This is a genomic window from Bacillus sp. FJAT-28004 (assembly GCF_001280845.1).
Classification (GTDB): domain Bacteria; phylum Bacillota; class Bacilli; order Paenibacillales; family Paenibacillaceae; genus Pristimantibacillus.
In genome coordinates this window covers 578,620-604,357 of the sequence record NZ_LGHP01000001.1, presented here as the reverse complement: position 1 = coordinate 604,357, position 25,738 = coordinate 578,620, and the positions used below count along the sequence as shown (strand labels likewise).

The 25,738-nt window shown below is 45.8% G+C and carries 25 protein-coding genes; 3 read left to right on the top strand and 22 right to left on the bottom strand.

The window, feature by feature from the left end; genetic code table 11:
* Window positions 1–226: 226 nt before the first annotated feature.
* The 4 genes from AC787_RS02450 to AC787_RS02435 all read right to left on the bottom strand — a co-directional run bounded on the left by AC787_RS02450 (window position 227) and on the right by AC787_RS02435 (window position 6,069).
* Window positions 227–1,234: a LacI family DNA-binding transcriptional regulator gene (locus tag AC787_RS02450; RefSeq protein ID WP_054023345.1), complete on the bottom strand. Its 1,008-nt coding sequence runs from the start codon at window positions 1,232–1,234 to the stop codon at window positions 227–229.
* A gap of 593 nt (window positions 1,235–1,827) precedes the next feature.
* A complete protein-coding gene (locus tag AC787_RS02445) occupies window positions 1,828–3,447 on the bottom strand; it encodes an ABC-F family ATP-binding cassette domain-containing protein (RefSeq protein WP_054023344.1) in 1,620 nt (539 codons plus the stop codon).
* A gap of 248 nt (window positions 3,448–3,695) precedes the next feature.
* Complete coding sequence (locus AC787_RS02440; RefSeq protein WP_054026851.1) at window positions 3,696–4,763, bottom strand: Gfo/Idh/MocA family protein; 1,068 nt, start codon at window positions 4,761–4,763, stop codon at window positions 3,696–3,698.
* 178 nt (window positions 4,764–4,941) lie between these two features.
* Window positions 4,942–6,069: an MBL fold metallo-hydrolase gene (locus AC787_RS02435; protein WP_054023343.1), complete on the bottom strand. Its 1,128-nt coding sequence runs from the start codon at window positions 6,067–6,069 to the stop codon at window positions 4,942–4,944.
* Between the two features lie 267 nt (window positions 6,070–6,336).
* On the opposite strand from AC787_RS02435, the gene AC787_RS02430 reads away from it, so the two are divergent.
* Window positions 6,337–7,491 (top strand): virulence factor, encoded by a 1,155-nt coding sequence (locus AC787_RS02430; protein WP_054023342.1) that lies wholly within the window; start codon window positions 6,337–6,339, stop codon window positions 7,489–7,491.
* A 112-nt stretch (window positions 7,492–7,603) separates the two neighbouring features.
* Here the strand turns inward: AC787_RS02430 and AC787_RS02425 are convergent, their stop codons facing one another.
* From AC787_RS02425 to AC787_RS02405, 5 genes are all read right to left on the bottom strand, one after another.
* Window positions 7,604–8,788, bottom strand: coding sequence for a transglutaminase domain-containing protein (locus tag AC787_RS02425; RefSeq protein WP_054023341.1), 1,185 nt, complete (start codon window positions 8,786–8,788; stop codon window positions 7,604–7,606).
* Between the two features lie 85 nt (window positions 8,789–8,873).
* Window positions 8,874–9,851, bottom strand: coding sequence for an alpha/beta hydrolase (locus AC787_RS02420; protein ID WP_054023340.1), 978 nt, complete (start codon window positions 9,849–9,851; stop codon window positions 8,874–8,876).
* Window positions 9,852–9,868: 17 nt separating this feature from the next.
* Complete coding sequence (locus AC787_RS02415) at window positions 9,869–10,501, bottom strand: bifunctional 4-hydroxy-2-oxoglutarate aldolase/2-dehydro-3-deoxy-phosphogluconate aldolase (protein WP_054023339.1); 633 nt, start codon at window positions 10,499–10,501, stop codon at window positions 9,869–9,871.
* A 28-nt stretch (window positions 10,502–10,529) separates the two neighbouring features.
* Window positions 10,530–11,771, bottom strand: coding sequence for an A/G-specific adenine glycosylase (mutY, locus tag AC787_RS02410; RefSeq protein ID WP_054023338.1), 1,242 nt, complete (start codon window positions 11,769–11,771; stop codon window positions 10,530–10,532).
* The gene (locus tag AC787_RS02405) at window positions 11,771–12,652 is read right to left on the bottom strand and encodes a helix-turn-helix transcriptional regulator (protein ID WP_054023337.1); all 882 of its coding nucleotides are present in this window, start codon (window positions 12,650–12,652) and stop codon (window positions 11,771–11,773) included. The genes mutY and AC787_RS02405 overlap by 1 nt, the downstream gene beginning before the upstream one ends.
* Window positions 12,653–12,822: 170 nt before the next feature.
* On the opposite strand from AC787_RS02405, the gene AC787_RS02400 reads away from it, so the two are divergent.
* Window positions 12,823–13,179 carry a c-type cytochrome gene (locus AC787_RS02400; protein ID WP_235560882.1) on the top strand — a complete coding sequence of 119 codons (357 nt, stop codon included), beginning with the start codon at window positions 12,823–12,825 and terminating at the stop codon, window positions 13,177–13,179.
* 77 nt (window positions 13,180–13,256) lie between these two features.
* On the opposite strand, the gene AC787_RS02395 is transcribed toward AC787_RS02400, so the two are convergent.
* From AC787_RS02395 to AC787_RS02375, 5 genes are all read right to left on the bottom strand, one after another.
* Window positions 13,257–13,484: a hypothetical protein gene (locus AC787_RS02395; protein ID WP_054023336.1), complete on the bottom strand. Its 228-nt coding sequence runs from the start codon at window positions 13,482–13,484 to the stop codon at window positions 13,257–13,259.
* Window positions 13,485–13,545: 61 nt separating this feature from the next.
* Complete coding sequence (acpS, locus tag AC787_RS02390; protein WP_054023335.1) at window positions 13,546–13,944, bottom strand: holo-ACP synthase; 399 nt, start codon at window positions 13,942–13,944, stop codon at window positions 13,546–13,548.
* Window positions 13,945–14,039: 95 nt separating this feature from the next.
* Window positions 14,040–16,112 (bottom strand): copper resistance CopC/CopD family protein, encoded by a 2,073-nt coding sequence (locus AC787_RS02385; protein ID WP_054023334.1) that lies wholly within the window; start codon window positions 16,110–16,112, stop codon window positions 14,040–14,042.
* 9 nt (window positions 16,113–16,121) lie between these two features.
* Window positions 16,122–17,183 (bottom strand): DUF4198 domain-containing protein, encoded by a 1,062-nt coding sequence (locus AC787_RS02380; protein WP_054023333.1) that lies wholly within the window; start codon window positions 17,181–17,183, stop codon window positions 16,122–16,124.
* A gap of 176 nt (window positions 17,184–17,359) precedes the next feature.
* The gene (locus tag AC787_RS02375; RefSeq protein ID WP_054023332.1) at window positions 17,360–18,991 is read right to left on the bottom strand and encodes a hypothetical protein; all 1,632 of its coding nucleotides are present in this window, start codon (window positions 18,989–18,991) and stop codon (window positions 17,360–17,362) included.
* Between the two features lie 217 nt (window positions 18,992–19,208).
* Here AC787_RS02375 and AC787_RS02370 point away from each other — a divergent pair, with 217 nt between their 5' ends.
* A complete protein-coding gene (locus tag AC787_RS02370; protein ID WP_054023331.1) occupies window positions 19,209–20,114 on the top strand; it encodes an amidoligase family protein in 906 nt (301 codons plus the stop codon).
* Window positions 20,115–20,176: 62 nt separating this feature from the next.
* On the opposite strand, the gene AC787_RS02365 is transcribed toward AC787_RS02370, so the two are convergent.
* The 8 genes from AC787_RS02365 to AC787_RS02335 form a co-directional block, all read right to left on the bottom strand.
* Window positions 20,177–20,557, bottom strand: a complete 381-nt coding sequence (locus AC787_RS02365) for a DUF2809 domain-containing protein (protein ID WP_054023330.1) — start codon at window positions 20,555–20,557, stop codon at window positions 20,177–20,179.
* Window positions 20,558–20,564: 7 nt separating this feature from the next.
* Complete coding sequence (locus AC787_RS02360; protein WP_054023329.1) at window positions 20,565–21,404, bottom strand: hypothetical protein; 840 nt, start codon at window positions 21,402–21,404, stop codon at window positions 20,565–20,567.
* A 173-nt stretch (window positions 21,405–21,577) separates the two neighbouring features.
* Window positions 21,578–22,387 (bottom strand): ammonia-dependent NAD(+) synthetase, encoded by an 810-nt coding sequence (gene nadE / locus AC787_RS02355; RefSeq protein ID WP_054023328.1) that lies wholly within the window; start codon window positions 22,385–22,387, stop codon window positions 21,578–21,580.
* 14 nt (window positions 22,388–22,401) lie between these two features.
* Window positions 22,402–22,836, bottom strand: coding sequence for a BrxA/BrxB family bacilliredoxin (locus tag AC787_RS02350; RefSeq protein ID WP_054023327.1), 435 nt, complete (start codon window positions 22,834–22,836; stop codon window positions 22,402–22,404).
* A 102-nt stretch (window positions 22,837–22,938) separates the two neighbouring features.
* Window positions 22,939–23,316, bottom strand: coding sequence for a DUF3905 domain-containing protein (locus tag AC787_RS02345; RefSeq protein ID WP_054023326.1), 378 nt, complete (start codon window positions 23,314–23,316; stop codon window positions 22,939–22,941).
* A 15-nt stretch (window positions 23,317–23,331) separates the two neighbouring features.
* Window positions 23,332–23,472 (bottom strand): hypothetical protein, encoded by a 141-nt coding sequence (locus AC787_RS34420; RefSeq protein ID WP_162839303.1) that lies wholly within the window; start codon window positions 23,470–23,472, stop codon window positions 23,332–23,334.
* A gap of 82 nt (window positions 23,473–23,554) precedes the next feature.
* A complete protein-coding gene (locus AC787_RS02340; protein ID WP_054023325.1) occupies window positions 23,555–24,007 on the bottom strand; it encodes a GNAT family N-acetyltransferase in 453 nt (150 codons plus the stop codon).
* Window positions 24,008–24,025: 18 nt separating this feature from the next.
* A complete protein-coding gene (locus tag AC787_RS02335; RefSeq protein WP_054023324.1) occupies window positions 24,026–25,711 on the bottom strand; it encodes an ATP-binding protein in 1,686 nt (561 codons plus the stop codon).
* Window positions 25,712–25,738: the final 27 nt, after the last annotated feature.

Below are 25,738 nucleotides of genomic sequence, written 5' to 3'. Positions count from 1 at the left end.
CAGATAACAAGTTGTTTCATCACCTCCTTTAAAGTTCCAATGTTGGTTCTTTTTATGCTCAAGGTACATCGAAATAGGGATAATTAATTAGATAACGCTTACATCGTTCTGAAAAGCTTTTCAAAGCTTGGATAGCATGAACGACCAAAGCCAAAAAGTTAGGCAAAGCTCGTTTCGCTATCATTATTTTGAAATGGATGTATTACAAAAAATAGAGATGGCGTAATTATGAATAGGCTTTAGTCGATTCCCGCACGATTAAATGATGAGGCAGCTTCTCTCTGAGCACAGCAACTTTTCCTGTCGTAATTAGCTCATGCAGCTTTTCAACTGAACGGTACCCAATATCATAGGTCGGTTGGTCTATCGTCGTTAGCTTAGGTATAAACATTTGAGCCATTCGAATATTGTCAAATCCGACAACTGACATATGCTCGGGAACGGATTTGCCATGGTCACGCAAATAAGAAATCGTTCCCATCGCGAATTCATCCGAAGCTGCAAAAACAGCCGTCAATTCCGGACAACGCGTTAACAGACGTTCAGCTGCATCATAAGCATGCTCAAATCGATGTAGGGCGAATTCAATGCAATTCGCGTAATCTAAGAGGTCAAACTCCTGAAGCGCCTGCTTGAATCCAGCATATCGCGGCTCGCCGGAGATCGTAACTCCTAATGGAAAACCAATCATACCAATGCGGCGATGTCCTGCTTCAATTAAATGCTTAACCGCCTCGTACGCACCCTGCTCATCATCAATATCAACAGATGGAATATCATATTCCGGAGCATTCGTTGAAGCTAGAACGAATGGCAGACGATAGCGCTGCATCTCCTCGTAATATTCTTCATGCAAAGAATCACTCGTAAATATAATGCCGTCTACTTGCTTCTCAAAAAAACTTTGCACGTATGCGATTGTCCGCTGCTTGTCGCGATCCGTATTGCAAATCATCAGACTATGATTTAGCATAACGGCTGCATCCTGCATCCCGCGTATTAGTCCTGCGTAATACGGATTTTCGATATCTGGAATCATAACGCCAAGCGTGTCTGATTTTTTGTAAATCAATCCTCTAGCGAATCCATTCGGCTGGTATTGAAGCACCTCAATCGCTTCCAATACCTTCACTCGCTTCTCTTCCACCACTGTTTCCGGCGCATTCATAACCCGGGATACGGTGCTTATGGATACGTTTGCGTATTTTGCTACATCCCGTATAGTTGATTTCATAATGGCACGCCTTTCTTGATGAGTGAAAGCTCTAGTGATCTACATGCACTAGTTTGCCCCAGCTTAGAACTATTCACAATGCTACAAACTTCGATATGATAAAAACGCTTTCTGAAAACCTTTTCTGAAAACCTTTTCTGAAAACCTTTTCAAACGTAGTATAACTCCCTTTTCCACATTAATCAACCTAAAATTTTGTAGGTTTGTCCTCTTATATTACTCTCTCCAACTCAATTCCCAAGCTGCGCTGCAGTTTTTACAACGTATACCAATCAATCAAAAAAATACTCAAGCTAAGCTGCAGTTTATACAACAGAAGCGTCAGCTTCCTTCTCATATTTCAAGTTCTGGACTGAATATGTTGCATTTCTGCAATGCAAAGCATAATTTGAGGTGTGATGTCAGGTTTCTGTTGCACTTTCTGCAATGGGCTGCTATGCAGTATAGCTAGTAAGAGCGTCAAAAATGCTCTAAAAAGTACGAATATCTAATCCTAATTCAAATTACGCAAACATTCGCCTTGTTACGTCTAGATAAAATAAAAAAACGTCAACCAGCGAGGCTGCCCTCACTGATTGACGCTCTATAGTAGATTAAACCGCGTACATACGCTCACGAAGCGCTTTAACCTCAGCACTTTCAAGGTACTCGTCATAAGTCATCATCCGGTCGATTATACCGTTAGGCGTAATTTCCACGATACGGTTAGCGATCGTTTGAACGAACTGATGGTCATGCGAAGTGAACAAAATTGTACAATCCGTATCTGTCAGACCGTTATTCAGAGCCGTAATGGATTCAAGATCCAAGTGATTCGTTGGCTCATCCAAAATAAATACGTTCGCGCCCTCTAGCATCATCTTGGAGAGCATGCAGCGAACTTTCTCGCCCCCGGACAATACGCTTGCTTTCTTCATTGCATCATCGCCCGAGAAGAGCATACGGCCAAGGAATCCGCGAATAAAGGTTTCATCCGGATCTTTCGAATATTGACGCAGCCATTCCACAAGGTTCAAATCCACTCCATCAAAATAGGGAGAGTTGTCTTTCGGGAAATAAGCCTGCGATGTTGTTACACCCCATGAGTAGCTGCCCGCATCCGCTTCAACTTCACCAACAAGCAATTGGAAAAGCAAAGTTTTAGGCAAGCTGTTCGGTCCAACAAATGCAACTTTATCGCCTTTATTAAGAGCGATCGTCAGATTGTCGATAACTTTCTCGCCGTCAATCGTTTTGGTCAAGCCATCAACAAGCAGAAGCTGCTTGCCCGCTTCACGCTCACCTTTGAAGAGGATAAACGGATATTTACGATTCGATGGACGAATATCATCAAGCGAAATTTTCTCAAGAAGCTTCTGTCTCGAAGTTGCTTGTTTCGCTTTCGATTTATTCGCGCTAAAACGTTGAATAAACGCCTGCAATTCCTTTATTTTGTCTTCCTTCTTCTTGTTCTCTCCGCGCATCAACTGCAAAGCAAGCTGGCTGGATTCGTACCAGAAGTCATAGTTGCCGACATACATTTGGATTTTACCAAAGTCGATATCCGCAATATGTGTACATACCGTATTCAGGAAGTGCCTGTCATGGCTGACAACGACAACAGTCCCTTGGTAATCGGCAAGGAAATCTTCCAACCAGCGAATGGACTCAATGTCCAAGTGGTTGGTAGGCTCATCGAGCAATAGAATGTTCGGCGTACCAAACAATGCTTGAGCCAGCAATACGCGAACTTTCTCGTTGCCGCTTAGCTCAGCCATTTTCTTGTCATGCAGGTCAGGAGTAATACCAAGTCCATTTAGCATCTCTGCTGCTTCAGACTCAGCTTCCCAGCCGTTCATGTCTGCGAAATCTGCTTCAAGCTCACCTGCACGCATACCATCTTCATCAGTGAAGTCTGCTTTTGCATACAAAGCGTCCTTCTCCTTCATTACTTCATAAAGACGTTTGTGACCCATCATTACCGTCTCAAGTACAACTGACTCGTCGTATTCATAATGGTTCTGCTTTAGAACGGCTAGCCGTTCACCCGGCGTTATATGCACTTCTCCGTGCGATTGCTCTACTTCACCGGATAATATTTTCAAAAAGGTCGATTTGCCCGCGCCGTTAGCGCCGATCAAGCCATAACAGTTGCCTGGCGTGAACTTAATGCTAACATCTTCAAAAAGCGCACGCTTCCCGTATCGGAGCGTTATGCCACTTGTACTAATCATTCGTTTAATCCCGTCCTTCACTACAAAATCACTTTATCTTGATCTATTATACCACAGTATGCAAGGAAACCGAACCTTCTTTTGCCTTTGCCTTGGCATTTGGATAGACAATCCAGCAGCAAGGAACACTTTTAATTCATAGATCACACCGTAAAAAAACCTTCCTCCATGCGACCTTGAAGCGGTTGGCGCATTTGGGAAGGCTTCTAAGCTTTTATGTTGTTGCGAAGTTGCAGCTTATAAAAACATTAATTCCAATTCAGTTTAACTTCATTGCCCGTCCGGGATGATTCATATATGGCGTCAAGAATACGGTTATTTGTATAACCTGACAACGCGGACGTAATCGGCTGTCTGCCTTCGCGAATGCAATCTACAAAATGACGGCTCATCAGAATCCGATCCTCTTCGCCTTCTAGCGGAACGATGTCGCTTTCAACGACCTCATTGTTCTCATGCGTAACGTATTTGCCGTTATTGCCAATGATGGCTACGCCGCCCTCTGTTCCCATCAAATGAATAAACGGATCTTCAGGCAGGAAGGCTGAATGTGCTGCCCAACTAACCTCAAGCGACAATGTCGCTCCATTATCAAGTTTAATAAGCGCCGAAGCAAGATCCTCAACGTCGTAATATCCGTCCCAATTTGGCGTTCCCCATGTTCCTGTTCCGAGACGGTTTGGTCCGAATTCAGCATATGTCGAGCCGTATACGGAAACGGGCTTCGGGTTACCCATTAGATAGAGCGATAGATCAAGCATATGAACGCCGATATCAATAAGCGGACCGCCGCCTGCTTGGTCTTTGCGAGTGAACCACGAACCCCAGCCGGGAATCCCCTTTTTGCGGAACCAACCTGCTTTTGCATTGTAAATGTGGCCTACATCGCCGTTATCGATCCGCTGCTTAAGCGCGCGGCTTAGTCCGCTCCAGCGCATCTGATGCGACATCATCAGTATTTTACCTGATTTCTCAGCTTCCTCTACGATCAAGCGCGCTGCTTCGGAATCAATCGCCATCGGCTTCTCCAGAAGAACATGCTTGCCCTGCTTCAATGCCTCGATAGCAAGGTCAGCGTGAAATTGATTCGGTACACCGATAACTACCGCATCGATCGACGAATCCTCAAGCAATGATTGCGGACTTGGATGAACCGCTTCAATACCGTATTCAGCAGCACGCTGCTCAGCAAGCGGAAGGTAAACGTCCGTTACAGCAACTACATCAATACCATCGACTTTATTGAATGTCTGCATATGTATGCTACCGATTGCACCTGCACCGATAATACCTAGACGAATGTTTGCATGAATCATTCCTTGCTCCTCCTTATAGGTACCTTGCTTCGTAAGATAGAGCTTAGATTTGCGCATGCAAACCTAAGCTCCATCGAATTTCCGCTTTGTATACTTAGCTAGTATTATACTTAGCCAGTATAACTCTTTCACATATCGTCGTCATTGCTCAAATTTGGCGAAGCTTTGTACTCGTTTGTTATTTGCCGGACAAACGCCATGTCTCGCCATGCGGCAGAACTAGAATACGATCATCGGCAATACAACGTTTTCTGCGTTCAGCCTCCAAGCGATCGAGCGCTTCACGAGGCGTATCATCAGCAAGCTTAAACGCGCCATAGTGCATCGGTATGAACCACTTAGCATCCAAATCATCGAATGCTTGAAGCGCTTGCTCCGGCGTAATATGCTGAGGTGCCATGAACCATTCCGGCTCATAGGCCCCAATTGGCAATAATGCTACATCAACAGGAAAGCGGCGGCCGATCTCCTTGAAACCTTGAAAATAACCGCTGTCCCCAGCGAAATAAATGGTCGGGAAATCGGAAATGACGGGTCGCTCTCCTGAACCTTGCTCACTAAAAAACGGACGAATTCGTGCTGCGGCAGGTTCGGACGCGCTTGCGATTTGCGCTCGCGACTCTGCGGCTGATTTACCTCTGTCGCCACCCTCGGAATCTTCACGAACACGGCTTACGAGCTTTTCACTTCGTGATGCAGGACGCTCAATGATAAAGCCGCCCCAATGCGAGCTATTCGTATCCCATGGATTGCGGCGAGTCGAATGCTGTGAAGGCACGAATGTGAATTTAACGCCGTTATACATAACGGATTCCCACCAATGCAGCTCCTTGATTCTGAGAAAACCCTTCTTCCGAAGCTTAGCACCGAGTCCAGCTGGTACAAGCAATTGTCTAGTGCCAATCAGCCTGCGCAGCGAGTTTATATTTAAATGGTCATAATGGGAATGAGAAATAAGCACGATATCAATTGGCGGTACATCTTCAACCTTGATACCTGGCTCTGAAAGCCTTTTTTGGAACGCCATCTGAGTCGACCACACAGGGTCCGTAATAATGTTCAAACCGCCGAACTGAATAAAAAAGGTCGAATGCCCCACCCAAGTAATAGAAGGCCATTTTCTGTTATTCTCCAAGTATGCGATGTCAGGTTCAACATTCGGAACGGTGAATGAATAATCTTTCATTCTCAGCTTGCGAATGCGCTCCTGACGCCATCTTTTGAATTGCTTTAAAGAAGTGTGCTGCTCGATAGGATCTATGTTTGCAAATCGTTTTAACTTCAACCGTCCATCCCTCCTTCGCATTCATTTGTTGTTTTATTAAGATACCAAGCCAGCGGCTCACAATGCAAATTTGTTATTTATGCGAAACCATCCAAGCTCTCGTATGACAGTCTCTCCAGAAATATGAATTAGAGACAGCCTCCCGCTTGATTGTTCGCATCCTAACATGAAATCAGTTACACTTGATTATAAAGCTTTTACACATAAGATTACGCTTTCGACACAGCATTTGTTACACAAATACAACAGATGAATGTCTATACATCACTTACCCTAGGAGGTTTCTTTATGAAACTAATTTCAATAGAACCAACGCCAAGCCCAAATTCTATGAAGCTGAACGTCGATGAGACACTGCCGCGCGGTCGCAGACTCACCTATAAAGCGAGTGAAGCAAGCGATGCTCCTGAGCTGCTTCAGCAACTTTTGCAAATAAACGGTGTTAAGAGCTTGTTCCGCACAGCTGACTTTATTGCGCTTGACCGCAAGCCTGGAGCAGATTGGGCAGCTATACTTGCTGAAGCAGGACAATTGCTGCAGAAGGTTGCTGATGATGACAATGAGGACGGCAACGGAAAAGGACCCTCAACAAGCTTTGGTGAAGCGCAGGTGCTCGTTCAAATGTATCGCGGCATTCCGATGCAGGTGCGCGTAAGAATGGGAGACATCGAGGCAAGGTCGGCGCTTCCTTCTCCGTTTGGCGAGGCGGTTAGCCTCGCCGCCGGCTCAGGCATGATTCGCGAACGCAAGCTGGAGGAATTTGGTGTCCGCTATGGCGAGCCTGAGGAAATTGCAGCTGAAATTGTACGTGAGCTGGAAGCTTCCTATCCGAGTGAGAGATTGGATACTCTCGTACAAGCGGTCATTTTGCAAGGGAATACTAGCGCTGTAGGAGATGCGCCAGCTGTTGTAAGACCTGCTCCTCTTACTTTTGAAGAAGCTGAGGAGCAATTCAACTCGCCGGATTGGCAGGTTCGTTATGCAGCATTGGAGCGATTCGTATCCTCTATTGAAGGTTTGCCATTACTTGCACAAGCGATTAAGGACGAGAACACTTCTATTCGTCGTCTAGCCGTTATTTATCTTGGTGATCTGCGATCGTCTGAAGCGCTGCCTTATTTGTTTATGGCGCTGCGCGATTCCTCGACTTCCGTTAGAAGGACTGCTGGCGATACACTATCCGATCTTGGTGATCCGGCTGCAGTTGGACCGATGATTGAATCGCTGCGGGACAAAAACAAGCTTGTCCGGTGGCGTGCGGCACGCTTTCTCTATGAGGCTGGAGATGAGTCAGCTATCGAAGCGCTCCGCGAAGCCGCAAACGATAATGAGTTCGAAATTCAGCTTCAAGCCAAAATGGCACTTGAGCGGATTGAACGCGGTGAAGAAGCAGCAGGCTCGGTATGGCAGCAAATGACCGCGGCAAGGAAAAATGAGCAATAATTGACTTTATCGAAACACAAAGGGGGTGCAAAGATGCACCCCCTTTGTCATGCGAGCTCCTTTAAAGCAAAATGAGGTACATCTCTGCACCTCATCCCATCCTCATTCCATTCTATTTCGCATACTCTAGCTGAAGGTTAACAAGAAGTGATTGATCTCCAGCATAAGGCTCGTAGCTTGCCCGATAGCCGACGGCTACGTTTATTCGTTTGAAGGCAGCCTTCAAAGCTGCTGGGAATTGATCGCCTTGCTCATATCTGAATGCTAAGCTACCTGTCTTCGAATCAAGCGCCGATTGAATAACTTGATTCAGCTGCTCTGAGCTTGATACCGTATATTCTGGTTCAAGCCAGTGCAAGCCAAGCGCTATCTTCAGCCTGCTGAAGCGGCTGCGCTCTGACTGCGCCCCTTGCTTCTCCAGCTCGCGAATTGTATCCGCATAGGAGACGTTCGCAGCAGGATATGTTTTGGTCCATTGGTGATCGACCCGCAATTCTTCGTCCGTTCTCAAATAATAGTTATAGCGAATCGTACTCTCGCTTGGCGAAACAGTTTGTACAGTTGTTTGGTTGCCTGCCGCCGCTGCAGCGACCGGATCATCCCAAGTTAGATCCAAATGGTACCAAACTCCGTCTACCTGCACCATATTCCATGCATGTTCACCCGTATTCACAGTACCTTCTGCGATTAATACCGTCAGTCCCGCTTCCTTGAGCATTTTGTAGCCTAGCAGAGAATAACCTTGGCAGACTGTTTCTCCAAGTGTCACAGCATCATACGCAGTATAATGCTTCAATGACTTATCATACTCCACATGGCTAACGACCCAGTCGTGAATGGCTTTTATTTTCTCATGCTCATTCATTCCCGGCTCTATAATGGATCGGAGCGCCTTTGCTACTTCACGGTCTACAACTGCAGTTTGTTCGAGTGTTTCGCGATATCTCGCTTCAAGAGCGATCGTCGATTTATTTCCCCAGCTGCGAATCGTATAGATATAGGATTCAAGAATGTAAGCTGAATAATCATCATGCTTTAGGGCAGCACGTATAACCTCCGTCATCTTACTCGATAGTTCCTGCTTGTCCCCCGTGTATGTCACCGAAAATCGCTCGGACCGAGCTTTGAAATGTTTAGCAAGTTCAAGCTCCAAGCGCTCCATCTTATTCGTTTCATCCATAGCGGTAACCTCCTCCGACTCTGCTGCGGCCGGAAATAAATCCAGCTTTAGGTCCAGACAAAATGCAGCCACTACGATGACGACAACCACCAACAGTTTGGAAGCTACTCTACGCATTCGAACCTCCTGTAATCAAACTGTAATATTTCTCTCATCTTGGTTTCATCTTATGCTTATATAATAAATTCATGACCCCCCTTTATTATATATTCTCTCTTGAAGCCTGCAGCCTCGTGCCGTGGGCTTCCTTTTTGATAGATGCATGTTCAATGGATTCCAGCAAAAAAGGAATAACCTTCTCCCAAAAGTTAGGATCTTGCTCTGATGTGCTATGTCCATTTGTTGATACGAACAGTGTTCGAATCATTTGTTCAGGCAATTGCTCTTTTAGCCGCTTCAGATCCTCCGCACTAATAAACTCATCACCAATCGAGTGAATCATCATAACCGGCGTACGCCCAATATCCGAACTGCCCGCATGTCTAGCTAATACCGCAGGAATACTGGCCTCTTTAAACTGCGACCACGATATGCGTGAACGAATAAGCCATATCATTGGGATCAGATAGGCTAGTGGAAAAAGCGGTAGTTTTTTGCGTCGCAATTCGGACTTCATCATTGTATCGAAGTGGACGGGCATCGAATCCGTTACGACCGCCCTCACTTTCAAACCTTGATCAAGTGCGAGAAGCGTCCCAAATCCACCGAGTGAATGACCTAGTACCGCAATTCGGTCTGGATCGATGCCTGGGAGACTTTTAGCCGTTTCTACTGCAGCGAGTACATCATCCCGAAACATGAGCGCGGAAGGCGCAGAAATAGAGTCGCTGTTGCCGTGGCTGCGCGCATCATACATCAAGATTGCGAACCCTGCTTCATAAATCGGACGCGTATACCGAAGTACTCTCGTTCGGTTTGAACCCCAACCATGCGCAATGACAATTAGAGGGGTAAGCCCCTCATTAGGCAAGTCGTTGGAAGCTGGTTGAAGCAGCCAGCCTTCTAGCTTAGAGCCATGATTGGTGAAGGACACGGACTGCCACTGCGTGTTAACATCAGGAGCATCCGCATTCATTATCTTCCGTGGTTTCTGGCTGCGCACGCCCATTTGCCAGATTAACGCGGCCAGTAACAAAACAATAATGAAGAAGATGATTAACATCCATAAGACTGCGTCCATGTTATAACCTCCTTGCTCTATAACGTACGTACAATTTCTACAAATTGCCGAGCTCGTTCCGTTACTTGAGCGAATTTCCCCTCCCGAATCCATTCCATATTGACGAGTTTACTGCCCATTCCGACAGCATTTGCTCCTGCTTTAAAGTAATCTGCAATATTATGTAGATCCACTCCGCCAGTAGCAATCATCGGTATATCGTTCAACGGTCCGCGAATTTCCTGCAAGTATCCTATGCCAAGAGTACCCATCGGAAATATTTTCACAGCATCCGCTCCAGCCTTCCAAGCTTTCACAATTTCTGTCGGTGTCATAACACCTGGCCATACTGAGAGGCCGTGCTCGCGGCCATATGCAATAACTTCCTCATCCAAGTTAGGCGATATGAGATACTGGGCTCCTGCCTCAGCAGCCTGCTTAGCAAGGGCGACATCCGTTACCGTTCCAGCGCCCACTGCAGCCTTTCCATCAAACTTCGTGCGCCAACGATCTATCATAGCTGCTGCACCGTCTGTATTCATTGTAATTTCCATCATATGAATACCGCCATCAATTAAAGCCTGCGCCGTTGCATCCGCATGCCGATCTTCAATTCCTCGTAAAATTGCTACTATTTTATGCTCCAACAACAGCTCTAGCATATCGCTCATATTCTTCTCCCCCAGCTCTTCTATTCATTTATTCCCAAAATTGCTTTAAAATGCGCAAAAATAAATTTGGAAACGGCAGCGTATCCATATCTTCCTTCGTAATCCAACGATAAGAGCCCATTTGCTCCAAATGTGTCTCGTTAGAATGATCTATAATAGCTGACTTTCGAATCACTTCATAAATGGACCCTGCTTCAGCAGCAACAGCTGTGCTCTCGGACGCAATAGCTAGGTCTGCGTCTGCAATTGAAAAGGACTCATCACCCAAGTCCGCCAAATAAAATCGCATTTTCCAATGAATATGGCTGAAAATATGATCGGCATCCATAAACCAGCTGCGCGGCCGAATAAGAAGTCCAGTGTCCTCCTCAACCATTCGGCTGATCATCTCGGCTAGCTCTCCCTGTTCCTTCGGCGCTGTTTCATCCAGCCATTTCGTCTTATCCAGCGGCAACAGCAAATGCGGAAGCTCCCACATTTGCGCTAGTAGGCCTGTAGCTGGCCGCTGCCTAACGAGCACTTTGCCTTCATTTTCCCCGCTGCCGACAACGATTGCCGCCGCCCTGAACTCTGGACGAGGCGGCTTCGCCTTCGTCTTAATCGGCAATTCCGTCTCTCTGCCTGCAAGTCTAGCCTCACAATGCTCCATTACGGGACATGGCAAACAGCTTGGAGACTTCGGCGTACATACGAGTGCTCCTAGCTCCATCAGCGCTTGGTTGAAATCGCCGGCAGCGCCTTCCGGAATAAGCGAAGCAGCCAGCTTCTCAATGCTCACTCGCGTAGATGCTTTCGCAATATCATCCTCCAAGCAAAAATATCGAGAGAGCACACGCATAACATTTCCATCAACTGCCGGTTCTGGACGGTTAAACGCTATGCTCATAATCGCACCGCTAGTATAAGGTCCAACGCCCTTTAATCCAGCAACGGAGGCCTTGTCATCTGGCACGATGCCGCCATAACGCTCTACTACTTCTTTGGCTCCTGCTTGCAAATTCCGAGCGCGCGAATAGTAACCTAGACCTTCCCAACTTTTGAGCACTTCCGTCTCTGGAGCCTCTGCAAGCGCCCTTACGGTTGGGAATTTACTCATGAATTGGTTGTAATATGGAATAACCGTATCTACCCTCGTCTGCTGCAGCATAATTTCGGATACCCATACCCGATAAGGATCGCGATTCATCCTCCATGGCAAATCACGCTTAATCAGTCGATACCAATTTAGAAGCTCTGTGCTAAAATACGTCTTTACGTCTATTTCTCCCATTATTTGTTCTTCTCCTCGTTCTTTCTCGTTGTAAGATTTTTTGGGTTGCCTCCGCTGCTCTTACCAATTCGTCTGTATTGAAGCGGTGTGATGCCTGTATATCTTTTGAATAACCTTGATAAATAATGGTTTTGCATGCCCACCTGCTTCGCCACGACTGCTACCGGAAGCTCCGTTTCCATGAGCAGCTGCTTAGCGATCGCGATGCGGCGATTCGTCACATATTGGATCGGCGAGCAGCCCATGATGCTTTTGAAGGATGTAATGAAGTAATTAGGATGAAGAAAAGCAAACTTCGCCAGCTCATTGATTTGTATATTTTGATGCAAATTCTCCTCAATATAAGCGAGTACCTCATTCCATTTCACCTCTAAACTAGGTTGATGAAGTGTTTGTCTCTGAACATGGCTCTCGTCCAAATAGTAGGCAAGCAGCTCGAGCAATACCGACTTTAGCCGCAGCTCTCTCGTAATCGAATGGCAATGCTGATATTCATTCATTTTTGTAAAAAGGTCCTTCATCATCTGTCTATCCTTCACATAAACAAATGGCGGAAGCTGTAAAGTATCTATGACTTGAAAATCACTCAGCGCCAATCGGAAATGGCACCAATATCGTCCAAAAATTTCATTTCCCACTGTCCCAAACGATTGTTGTGTACCCGCAGGCAAAAAATAAAGCGTGTCAGGCTGCAAATTATAACTCTCATTTTGTATGTTAAGCCTGGCTTCTCCCTTTTCTGTATAACAAAATCGGAAAAAATCTGGCTCGGTTTTTTGCTCGAACCAGCCCGGCTCGTTTTCGGTATAGGCGGTCATAATAACCTCGGCCTGAATGTTGTTCAATTGGTTTTGCAAAATACTTTCTATTGTCGGTTTCATGAATTCTCCTGTAAGTAAAACTGAGATATAATATTTATATCTTCTCTCTATATGGTTAACTATCTTCTCTATTATACGAACTAACGATTCAAATTCATATGGAAGTCTTATGAATACCCTATATAAGTATACTCTTCCATAATAAAGAATTCACGAAAGGGATGCTATTTATGAATAGAAAATGTAACTTCTCTATTGTAATGACATGCCTCTTCTCTGTGACACTGCTATTTTCTTTGGCAGCCTGCGGAGGAAAGGGAAATAGCGCGACTGACAAAAGCAATGCACTTGATGGGCCAGAGGAAGTGATTTCAGTTTATAAGGCCAATTGCGTCAGCTGTCACGGAACAGGGCTTCAAGGCAGAGTTGGCCCAGCAACGAATCTCCAAAAAGTTGGAGAACGCATGAGCGCGTCAGATATTACGAAACAGATTGAGCAGGGTGAAGGTTCGATGCCTGCCTTCAAAGAGCGCTTGACTGCTGAAGAAATTGCTGGACTTTCAGATTGGTTAGCAAGCAAAAAATAAACAGTCACCTAGCAACAAAAAAGGATGCTTGAGCAGATTATGCTGCTCAGGCATCCTTTTTTCTTGTTCATTATCATTTAATAGCCGATATGATGACCGTTTATTTTTGGAGAACTCATGAAATGAAGTGCCGCTTGGCCAGCGTACGTCCAATGTGTTTCACCCATTTGGGGATGCATCGGAAAAAGATCACCCTGTACCAGCACTAAGTCTCCGCCCCAATCGTCCGAATACAATCCGTCGAACTCAACCCATTGCCCGGTTTTAAACCGGCGCTTCTTTTTTTGAAGCCGCTGCTCCTCCATTGTCGGCATCCCCTCTCGACTAGCTAACTTGGTATATTACATTCCAAGTATAGTCAAAAGGTTACTCCGATATCCGTTCCGCAACGGCAAACGCAGAAGCCAGCTTCCGCTCATGTGTAATCGTGACATGAATTCGGACAGCTTCAGGGTGAAGTCCTAAGCGATTCCACGCTGCCACAGTTAAGGAGCACTCAGGCTTACCGCAGCTTCCTCGCAAAATTTCGATGTCTGTGAATCCGATCACATTTCCAATCCCGCAGCCAAAAGCTTTCACAACGGCTTCCTTCGCAGCGAAGCGCCCAGCCGTAAATTGATAAAGCCGCTCGCCAGTGTACGCCGCAGCCAGCTCTCGTTCCCCGGCAGATAACACCCGCTCCAAAAACCTTCTGCTTGTGCGGCCGTCCAATATTTTCGCGATTCTTGTAATATCTGATAAATCATGTCCGATGCCGATGATCATGCTAACACCCGCCTTTTCCCTGATGGTGAGATTAGCAGAAGCATGAAACGAAGTCAAGCATTGACGGTTCTTTGCTCTTATTTGGACGAATAGAACTATTCCGTTAACGAATCGCCTATCACTCGTTCATAATGGAAGTTGTTTCCTTTCTCGTCTTTTACATCTATAGTAATTAAGCCATTTTTCTTATCATCGATAAATTCACCTGATGAGCGATACGTATATTTCGTAAAGCCTGGAAATTCAAATGGTTCAACAACCTGAGGCTGCAATTCCAGTGGAATGACTATTTTGCTGCCTTGCTGAGTCTCGGCTTCCGTTTGATTCGAGTCCAGCGTAACAGCCGCATCTGCTGATAAGGGTGCTCCCTGCTCTTCAGGCAGCCACACATCAAGGCGAACAACCTGATCATTCGTCTGTTCATTCTCCGAAACACGTAAACTCATATGCGCTTGCTCACCCATCACATGCCAATAAATCGGTTCAGACAGCTTCGATTCCACGCGTGCTTCCGGTGGCGATGTTGTAGACAACCAGCCTGCCAGCACGAATAAAGCAACTGCAAGCAGCACTTCGATTCGAATACCGACCAGCATGCCTCTTGAAGCGCTCGCCTTCGCGATTTTCGGCATGAATACGAGCTTATGAAGTGCTCCAATGACAACCACTAGCAGCATAAGGAAGGTTTTAGCGAGAATTAGCTTGCCATACGCTGTGGATAGCAATTGCCCCCATGCTGAGAGTCTAGCCGCTGAAAGCCATATCCCGCTGATCAAAATAAGAATCATGCTTGGCAGCGCCCAGCTTGCGAAGCGCACAGCCGCTTGATTCAAGCGCTCCACAGCATTCCTATGGAAAGTTAATGACAGCAAGCCTGCAAGACCGCCAAACCATATTGCGGCGGCAGACATATGGACGGCATGGGTCATAATTCCAAGCGCCACATCCGTTAAAGCAGCATTCGCATGGCCTGTAAGCGGGAAGGTCACAATCAATACCGCTGCTAAAGCAAACTTGATAACATTCGCCCATCGCCGCTCCCGAATAGGAGCAAAAGCAAGAAGCAGCGTGATTAATGCAAGCGCAGCTCTAAGCGTCCCTATCTTCCCAACCATTGTTCCGTTAGCTAATGCATAGATGGATACGCCGCCGAATTGCTCTGCAAGCATCGACAAGCGGATTAATCCGGATATTACCCAAATAAGCGTTGCTGCGCCCATCACTAATCTCTCTGCTCGGATTGAGAAACCAAAGGGTGCCTCATTTGCATCGTCTCTCCAGATGACATACCTGAAAAATAATATTCCCGTGAGAATAACTCCAGTCAAAATATCGAGCACGCGCAGCAGCACCATAATACCCTGGCCTTTCGCGTGATCATGCTCACTCGTTTTTGCATTGCTGTCCCCGCTTTGGTTGCCATGGCCGCTATGCTTGCTAACTGCGTCCTGTTCTACCTGCGGGGTAGAATACTGATCATCCGCAGCAGCAACAACATTATCGGTAGTCGTTTCTTCCGTATCCACTGTCTTATCTCCACTGCTCGGGTCAGTAGGAGTAGGAGTCGGAGTCGGAGTCGCAATGGTGCCCTCACTGATCGCTATCGACTCTGCAGTCGGCTTAGGCGAAGCAGTTGGCTTGGGCGTTATAATCGGCTTGTTTGTATACTTGGGCTTATCCGTCGCCACGGGTCTCTCGGATTGTAATGGCTTTTCCGTCACTTTTGTCCCCGTTCCGGAGTTGTTCCCTACATTCCCAGCAGCAGCACCGTCCAGTGATACTGTATCATCCGGTTTAACCGCCTCAAGCTTCACACCTACCGCAAATTGAAAGGAACCGTCTGTTATATGCGAATCCAGCGATAATACCTGCCAGCTTACTTCATAAATGCCCTTATCCAGCTTAGGAATCGTATAGATTAGCGTTAGATCGTCGTCATTGCTTAGCTTACCTGCAATAGCAATGCTGCTATCGATGTTTTTTAGTGAAATATTGCTTAGTTTCGTATCCACTTTTTCTGTAAATTTAATTCGAATGGCTGATGGAGCTTCCGCCAGCTCCGCGTCCTCGTAGGGTGTCGATTGCGCAATATAGGCATGCGCCGAGACGAAGCTCGGCAAGCATGCCCACATCATGAATATCGCAAAAATCAATCGTATCTTTTTCATCTGCAATCCTTATTTCGTGTAAATAGCGATAGCTGCTTGATTACCGCCTACTGCCGGAAAATATTCAACAAAAGCACCAGTTGCTTCTGCTGCGGAACGGAGTGTTACTGCACCTGTGCCTTTATAAGCTTTGTCTACATATTGCTTAATGAACGCTGCATCGACCTTTGTTGTTCCATTCGAAACCGTCAGACTGCTTACGGCAACTACGTTTCCATTTACGTAAATATGGGGTTTAGCGGACAGTGTGCTGCCTGGAAGTTTCACAGATTTATTTTGAACGGTAAACGTCATAGTCGCCTCATAATTGGTTGTGCTGTACTCGCCTTCCTTGGCTTCCGATGTGCTTGGTTTTGCACGTACTAAGTAATAATCAGCAGCGTCTGTCGTAAATGAAACCAAGCCCTTTTCATCCGTCTTCAGCTCCACGGCTTCAGAATTGCTGCGGCGAATAATATCAACGGATGTGTTAGCAAGCGGCTTGCCTTTTAGAAGCAGTTGAATCGACACCTTTTCACCTTGCGTTGTTGCAGCAGGGTTGAACATCGGAATGAGCTCAGCTCTATCCGGGCTTACTTGTTTAGCGAAACCTGTAAGTGCTTTGACCCGCTCAACAACAGGAATGTCACTAATCGCTACGAAAGATTTAGCACTGCGCAAGGTACGGCTTGCAGCATCTGCGCCCTTGTACACGCTATCTGCTTCTGTAGAAATAATATACGCGCCTGGAACATTTGATTTAAAAGACGCTACGAAATAATTATTTAGTGCTGGCGTTGTTTCCGTAGCCGGCTCGCCAGTGTAGAAACGAGTACCCGTAATATCTGATTTCAGCCCTGCTGGCGTAGTCACATATACTTTCGAAGTACTGCCCCACTGACCTTCTAGCCGATAGCTTTTGTGCTCGTTGGAGTGATTGCCGTACATAAGCTCAACATAGGATACTTGGCCCTGTGCTATGATTGGAGCACTTGTCTGCGACCATCCGTCATGCGCGAACACTGGAGCCGCCGCTCCTAGTGTCAACATGGCAGCCAGCGCTGCTCCCGCGATTTTTTTCTTAAACTTCATAAAAAATACCCCCATCGGTTTGGATTAACTGTCCAAATTGTAACAATGGGGGAGTAGTATCACATGACTCATTAGAGCTATATAGTGGTGAACGATATGTGAATACATTGCGTTACGGCTTTAGTCAGTGCAGCTTTCCTTCCGCCAGGCACGATAATATACTCAAAAATAATTTTTCAAATCTTATATTCCGTAAAATCAATTGATAGCCCATTAATCCATTTTTCGCTTTTACCTTGTCTATCAACATTTAGTTCAAGCACGCTCTTATCCTGGCTCACATAACGGACACTAAGCTTTTTGTCTGTTGACCAAGTTGGCATATTCCGCTTTGCCTCTTCCACAAACTCCGCATAGCTGCTTATGCCCCTCTTAAGCGCATCGCTGTAACTGATTGCTTCGACAATTACGCCGTTTTCCGAGCCTTCGCTTGTCACGATATGGCGGTCGGAACGACGATCCAGTTCATAGGGCTGCATTAGGTAGAGTGCCAAATAGACATGGCCTGTCTGGCCAAGCAGCATCCCCGGCTCTTGCTGCCACTCTATACAAGGCAATACCCCTACAATAGTATTGTCTATGCCCGTGGGAATAGGATATAGGGCCATTATCGTATTTTTGTAATAGAGGACTTCCGTGTGCTCGGTTTGATGCCTCAAATCATCCACTGCGTTCGACTCTGCCGGATGGAAGAAATAGAGTTGATTTACGCCGCTTTGCTGTCCGAGTGGCAATGAAATGTCCCAGCGATGCTGCTCATTGTCAAACTCCTTGAAACGCTCCCACATCCCGCCTGATGCAAAATCCGATGTAATGTAAGCATAGCTGTGAAGCGTGCTTACTCCCCCATCCGTTAGCTTCGTGATCACCTTATTCACCTCAGTGGGCTCATTGCGATTAAGCGCTGTACGACGAGCTGTTTCAGGCGCCTCGTAATATAAAAATCCCGCATACTCCGTCCGAGGCATTTGCTCTGGAAGCTCGAAATCACCGAATTGCACATAATCATGCAAAACGTTGCTATCAAGCGGAATGTCATGCTTCTGACCGCGGCAATGAGCGCCTACCCAAGCCCCTTTCAAGTAAAACACCGCTCGCTCGTTCCAGAGAAAATCCAGCATGTCGGCCAGCTCTCGCTTAATTGCTGCGTCACTTATCTCATGCCATGCGCATGTGAATGCCTGCACCCAATGCCAGAACCAAGGCATACTGCTGTACTCGGACATGCCATGCTTACGAATATGGGCTAATGTGAGCTGAAGATTGTTTCGCCCATCCTCCAGCAGCTCAGCATCATCAAACATTTGTCCGAAAATCAGCTTTGCAGCTGTATATTTAGCATCATGATGACCAAATACATTTTTTTGATGGTAGAAGCCGCTTCGATAAATATGTATAAGAGCTGCATCAAATGCCTGTATTAGCTTTTCGTCAAAATACGTCCTATACCGGCCCGCAAAAAATGCCATCAAGCTCCCCATCAGCTCCACGGGCAGCGTATTTGGTTTTGAGTCCTTAGGAACCAGCTCCAGCCACAGCGGCCAATGACCATAGGTAACGCTCTGAGCATCCTGATCTTGAAGAGCGAGCACCTCCAAAAGAACAGTTACTGCCGTTTGTTTAGCAGATTCCCGCTCGAAGGGCAGCGGCTCTGATTGATCAACTGCTGCTGCGAACAAGTAGGAAGCATAATAAAAATTATCGCGTAAATCATGATGAAACCATAGACCGCTGCTTAAAATAGGCTGGCGATGCGCTGCTATCGCAATTTTTTGAATGATCTCTTTTTGATTAGCTGTAAAACTCATTATACGGATCTCCTCAATTTACCTTTTTTCTTCTAATCATATATAATATCTTTAATAAGAGAAACCTTTTCGTTATTTTCTATCGCTAATCATAATAACTTTTTCGGATCAGGAGGTCTTTTTATGTTCAGAAAAAAAATCCCTCGTTAATCCCGAGGTCCACCTCGTATCCTCTCATTAATGAACCCAGCTTATAAGAAATGAGAGGAAGATGACCATGTGGCCAAAATTAGTGGATTGGAAAGACCTGCGCTTCGGCGTTGAAATTGAGTTTATAGGTGGAAGCCCGGAAAGCTTGGAGCTATTGCCTGGCTGGGTTATGTCTTTGGATGAACGACAGATAGATGAGAGCGGAACGGAGTCAGGAAGCGAGCTTAAGCCGCCACCGATCTTATGGGCAGATCGAGAACAAATTCAGACCACGCTAACCCGCCTGCAAGAACAAGGAGCAACGGTTAATTGGAGCTGTGGGCTTCATGTTCATATTGGACTGGAACCATGGGGAGAAGACGCTGTCCTCCCGCTTGTAGACGCTGCACTGGAATATCAACAAGCCATCCAAGCATTACTCAATACTAGTGAGCATCGATTGCTGTTTTGCCCGCCGGTTACGCCTGAGATGCGAGAAAACTTTATGACAAACAAAGGTGCTGATGCTGTTCTCCATCGCGGGCGCCCCCAATCCCATCGTTGTGGAATAAACTTAGCAGCTTGGTTTGATATGGGTACGGTGGAAATTCGGTACGCCAATGGTTCTGTCAGCTATGATGAGATCCTCCATACCATTGAACTGTGCTTGCGGTTCGTAGCAGCGATAGGTGCCGGACGTAAACTTTCAGCTGATCCTCGAAGCTTGGCTCTCGAGCTTGAAGCGCCTATTCAAGGTTATCCTGCTGCTATTCCGATTCCTCAGTGGTATCAAGAAAGATGTTGGCTTGAGGAATCTCTCATTCCAATCTTAACCCCACTTGCAACAGCTCTTGTACCAGGTGGAGAAATTCATCACATTTTACCCGTTCAAAATGGCATTTTGGTTGCTATTGAGAAATCTGGCGGAAAACTATTTAAATATGTGCTGCGGCCTTCTGATAAGAGCTGGACAGTAGTCTGTCAAATCGAATAATAGCAATAAAAAATCAAGTAATGCAAAAACCCTTCCGCCATTTTTTTGGTGGAAGGGTTTTCTTATGTCTTTTGGATAAAATACCTATCAACGATCAAAGCAATCATAATGCCCACACTGTACCTGATTAAATCTACGGTCAAAAAACCGCTCCCGAGCACTAAGGCACCAACAAATGTGCTGCGAATCTCATTCATCCAATCCACTTGATAGAGCTGACTAAACTCAATGCCGAAACAAAAGATGACGCTTATACCTCCAGCCCAAAACAAGTTCTTATTCACCCCTATAGCACGAAAACCAAAATAAATCATGCTTGCCCACAGCGCATCGCCAAAATGCTCTGCAACGAACGCTGGCAGTGAATCAGCATACCTTCTAGAGCTGTAGCCAAGCACCATGGATATGACCACTGCTATAACGTATGGTATTCTCTCTTTCAATAGGTACTCACCTACTTAACCGGCTTTGCATATCTGAATAAATTTGGCTGTGGATCTTATTCCAATCTTGGCTGCTTCTACCCAACATTATTTTATCGATCGGCAAATCCTCTAGTATCGCAAATTCATATGTCTTTCGCAGTTCAAGCACTTCAAGAAGACCCTCTACTCCCTTTAGCTCTTTACTTTTACCGTAGCCTTGCTCCGTGTAATACCAAGTAATAAAGTCTAGCCAGTCCGTTGACCTCTCAGCAATAATAGAAGGGAATGCATTTCTGAAGTCATCTTGATGCAAATAGCACACTACAGGATTTAACGGCTGAATCAAGCGATTCAACTCATGAATGTAGGCAGATATGTCAGGCTCAGAACAATTTTCTCGTGCGAGCATGATTGTTAAAGGATTTTGCAAAAAGCAGCATTCCAATATGTACACTTCATCTCCGTTAATTGCTTGTTTCGCAAAATCGCTCCACTTTTCTAAGATGAGTTGTTGATGCTGCGCCAAAGAAATGTTATATACATCATAGGCTGCGAAATCTTCTCTATTGATCGAATCCGTTTCCATCAGCAGCTTCCCGTAATAAACAACAAATCCGTCCTTTTTTGCTTCTGAATATTGTTTGATTAGCTGCTGTTGTTCCGTATATTTTTGCAGCAATTGCTTAAATTGCGCTTCTGTAAAATAAGCCGTGGAATCATAATCCGCTGGGTGATCCAAATCGCCCTCCAAAAACAAGCGATTAGCGATATTTTGTTCATCCAATAATTGTTTCACATAACGAGCCGTACTCGTTTTTCCTGAACCGGGCAATCCCTCAACAAGGATTAACTTCGTATTTTTCATAGCTTACAGCTCCTTCCACAACTAGTATATTCTCTCCCTCTTTCATTTTTCCTCCCCGTATTGTTGCACACTTCACGTTTCTAAACCTGCTCGATTGCAAAAAAAAAACTGCCCCCTGCCGATTTCTCGGTTCAAGGAACAGTCTTCTTAACGCATGAAACCAAAGCAGCGATTTATATACCCGGAATCGGGGAGCGCTTATGCTCGGTTTTCAAATATTGTTTTTCTAGCTTCTCGCGAGCCTCGTCGCTAATTTTCTTACCTTCGAGGTAGTCGCTGTTATCACCGTAAGTGATGCCTAGCTCGCCTTCGTCGGTTTGTCCGTCCCATAGGCCTGCCGTAGGCGCTTTGTCGAGCACGCTTTGCGGTACCCCAATATGAGAGGCCAGCTCACGAACCTGCCGTTTGTTAAGCGTACTAAGCGGAGTAACATCGACCGCTCCGTCGCCCCATTTCGTGTAAAAACCCGTAATGGCCTCAGATGCATGATCTGTTCCAACTACTAGCAAATTAAGGTCGAATGCAAGCGCGTATTGCATAACCATCCGCGTTCTTGCTTTCACATTGCCTTTGCCTCCACGGCTTAAATGACGCGGAATGCCTAATGACTTAAAGCTATGCTCTACCTCAATCGCGATTTCATCCACGGCTTCTTCGATATTCGTCTCAGCGCGATGCTTCAGCTGGAATGCTTCCGCCACTGCATAGCTATCGGCAATGTCGGATTGCTCGCCATAAGGCTGAAACACACCAAGTGTCATATACTCGCGACCCGTTTCCGAGCTAAGCTCATCTGTTGCCAGCTTGCAAAGACCCGCTGCTACCGCGCTGTCAATTCCACCGCTAATCGCAATAAGCAAGCCCGTTGTTCCCGATTGCGTTACATATTGCTTCAGGAAATCAACCCGTTTGCGAATTTCCTGCTCTGGATCGATTTGCGGCTTAACGCCAAGTCTTTCAATGATTTGCTGTTGTAAACTCATATCTACCGTCCTAATTAGCGGCAAAACCGATCGAAAGCGTCCGTCAAATCAGCTGCAATGTCCGCTGCGGAACGATTCTCGATCTGGTGGCGCTCGATAAAGTGTACTAGCTCTCCATCCTTCATCAAAGCGATTGAAGGGGAAGATGGCGGATATGGAGCAAAATATTCACGAGCTTTTGCAGTTGCTTCTTTATCTTGCCCTGCAAATACGGTATACAAATGATCAGGAGTAATATCGTGTTGAAGCGCATCAGCTACGCCTGGACGGCATTGGCCTGCTGCACAGCCGCAAACGGAATTGATAACAACAAGCGCCGTACCTTTTGCGTTTGGCAATTTTTCTTCAACTTCCTCAGGTGTGCGAAGCTCCTGAATACCAATGCGAGTAAGATCGTCTCTCATAGGCTGCACCATATCTAACATGTATCGCTCGAATGACATCGACATCGAAACACACTCCTTTAATTACTTTATTTTAGCTACTATTATACCTTCCGTAGTCAAAATAAAGCAACCGGAGCGCATTCACTCCGGCTGTTCTTTTTCGGTTTAAACAGGAGAATCTTTCGGTTTGTCCAAACCATATGCCGCATTTTTGTCAGGATGAGTAAATATGCCTCCCTGTGGCGGAAGGCCTTCCTCAAAAATATCCCGATTCTCTGCCGTTAGAAAACCTATATCCTTGAACGGATGCACCCATTCGTCGCCAGCCATGACGGCTGGATCGGTATCCACGCTCCACTGCGACAACGGTGAATCTGGAGACTCATATTCATGATCGCCTATGACAATGCCGTGTGAATTCACAAACGGCGCACGGCTTCCCCGTCCTTCGCGATACTGTGGCAGAAATTCGATTTCATAAGGATCTAATGCGGGATCATCTTTATGCGACATGTCTTCGTGCTTCTGTTCATGATCGTACATATGATCACCTCCGCACTAGGTTGAAGGACGGTTAGGTCCATCAAGCTTTTTGTCAAAACCAGCAGATTCGGGTGACTTTCTGTCAGCTGCCGCATTGTTTGCAGCCTGTTTCGCTTGCTCAGCCGAACGACCTTTTTCCTCATTATGCTGTGTCATTGTGAGCACCTCCTCCCGTCATAACATATAACCGCAATAGCCGGTTATCTTTCAGAGGTAGTATGCTCAGCTAGCGCTTTCCTTATAAATCCTGAGATAGACGAACCATGTCAATGACCTGTATCCCGTTTTCATAAATAGCTTCCGCATAATGTCTAATAAAGAAGTCTCGGTCAATACTCGTCATACGAAAGCCACATTTCTGATACAATGCAAGCTGGCTGACTCCTGAATTGCCAGTTCCGATTTCAATTGTTTTGTAGCCAAGGAGTTTTGCATAGGATATCGCATAAAGCACCATTTGCTTCCCAATCCCTTGGCCTTGCTTTGACTCAACCACTGCGACATTTACGATCTCGACGGTCTCTGGCCTTGTAGGCAAGAGTACAAATACAGCAATGATTTCATTGTTAACAACACCTACAAAACATTCCCCGCGTTTTATGTATTCTCTAACAAGCTTAACTGAAGGATCTGCTAACAGCAGCAGTTCCATAGGAGGCTGTTCGTCAGCCAACAACTTACGTATTTCCACCACGATATGCTCCTTTATTTAACCCGCGAGTTCCATCGGCACGTCGAAAGTAACAATAAATGCTGTACCTTCACCTTCCTTTGATTCCACGTCAATTCGGCCATTATGACGCTCAGCGATGCTTAAGCATAAAGGAAGACCTAGCCCTGTGCCTTGTGTCTTTGTGGAGAAAAAAGGCTCGAACAAATGCTGCATCTGTTCAGGAGGTATACCGACACCCTGATCGGCAATCCGCAGCTCAATCTTATTGCCATAATAGCGGGTACTGATATGTAACGAGCCCTTATTGTCCATAGCTTCCATTCCGTTACGGGCAATATTAAGGAAAAGCTGTTTAATTTCTCTATCATTCATCATGATTAAAGGTAAATCCTCACAAAGGCTCACTTCAATCGATTGTCCGCGCAAATTAGCATCGGCACTAAGCAGCGGTATGAGCTCATTCACAACGTCATGCAATGAGATCAGCTCCATAGCTAGATCCCTATTCTGAGCAAGCGATAGAAAATCACTAATGATCATATTTGCACGGTCTAGCTCTTCGATTACAATCTTAAAGTATTCCTCTTGATTTTTTGGACTTCGTTCCTGAATCAACTGGACAAACCCGCGAATAACCGCCATTGGATTGCGTATTTCATGGGTGATGCTCGCAGCCATTTGACCAACAAGGCTAAGTCGTTCCATACGTCCAACCTCACTCTGAAGCTGATGCAGCTCAGTAACATCCTGAGCGATAAGCGCTGCTCCTGCATTTTCATCATTAAACGATGAGCGTAAAGAAATAGTCGTCAAGACCAGCGTTTTATCGCCATTTACGTAGGGAACGAGTGTGTTCTTCTTTCCGTCTAACGCTAGAGAAAGTAGATTTATACAAGCATCACCGTGTCCATCTTGAAAGATAAGCGGAAACGAAGTGCCAATCAGCTCCGTATCTTCGGTATACAGTGAATGAAGGCTGAGCACCGTCTTCGCCGTCGCATTAAAATGTGTGATTTTGCCTTCACGATCGACGATGATTACACCAAATGAAGTCTCGTCTATAAATTGCTGGAGCTTCTCCACTTCATTGCTATAATTAACTGACATTCGTTTCACTTCTTCATAAAGCTGCTGTTTCTCCTTCACATTCTCGATCATAAAAATAGAGAGCCAGGTTGCCATTAATGCTGCAAAAATATAAAGCAACTGCACATAAACCATCGTATTTGACCACCAGATGCCATTAGATGACATAAAACCAGTAAAGGACGCAATGTAGTATACGATCAAAATCGAAATGATCAGCAAGCCTTTCCGTTCTTTCTGCTCTTTGCCTAGCAACGTGGAACGCTTGAAAGAGGGGATTGAAAGCAGCATAAACGGGACAAAAGCAACGACCAAAATAATAAAACTGATCATTTCCCAGCTGCTATCTAACATCGGAATTCTCACTGCAGTATAGATGATCGTTAAAACTGCTAATGTTGGCAGGCCTCCATAGAGCGAGCCTATCACATAGGGAATTAGACGAAAATCGACTTCATAGCCCATTAAATTTGGGCCGGTCAACATACACAGCATCATAGACCCACCGCAAAATACGCTCATAAAGATCGGTATTCCCTTCCATCTTTGGTCTTTATCATACCAAAGCTGAAAGGCGAAAACAGGCAATAAGGAAACAATGAATTGTAAGAGCAATTCCTTTAACACAGACGACACGTCCGATCCTCCTACCACACTCTGAAT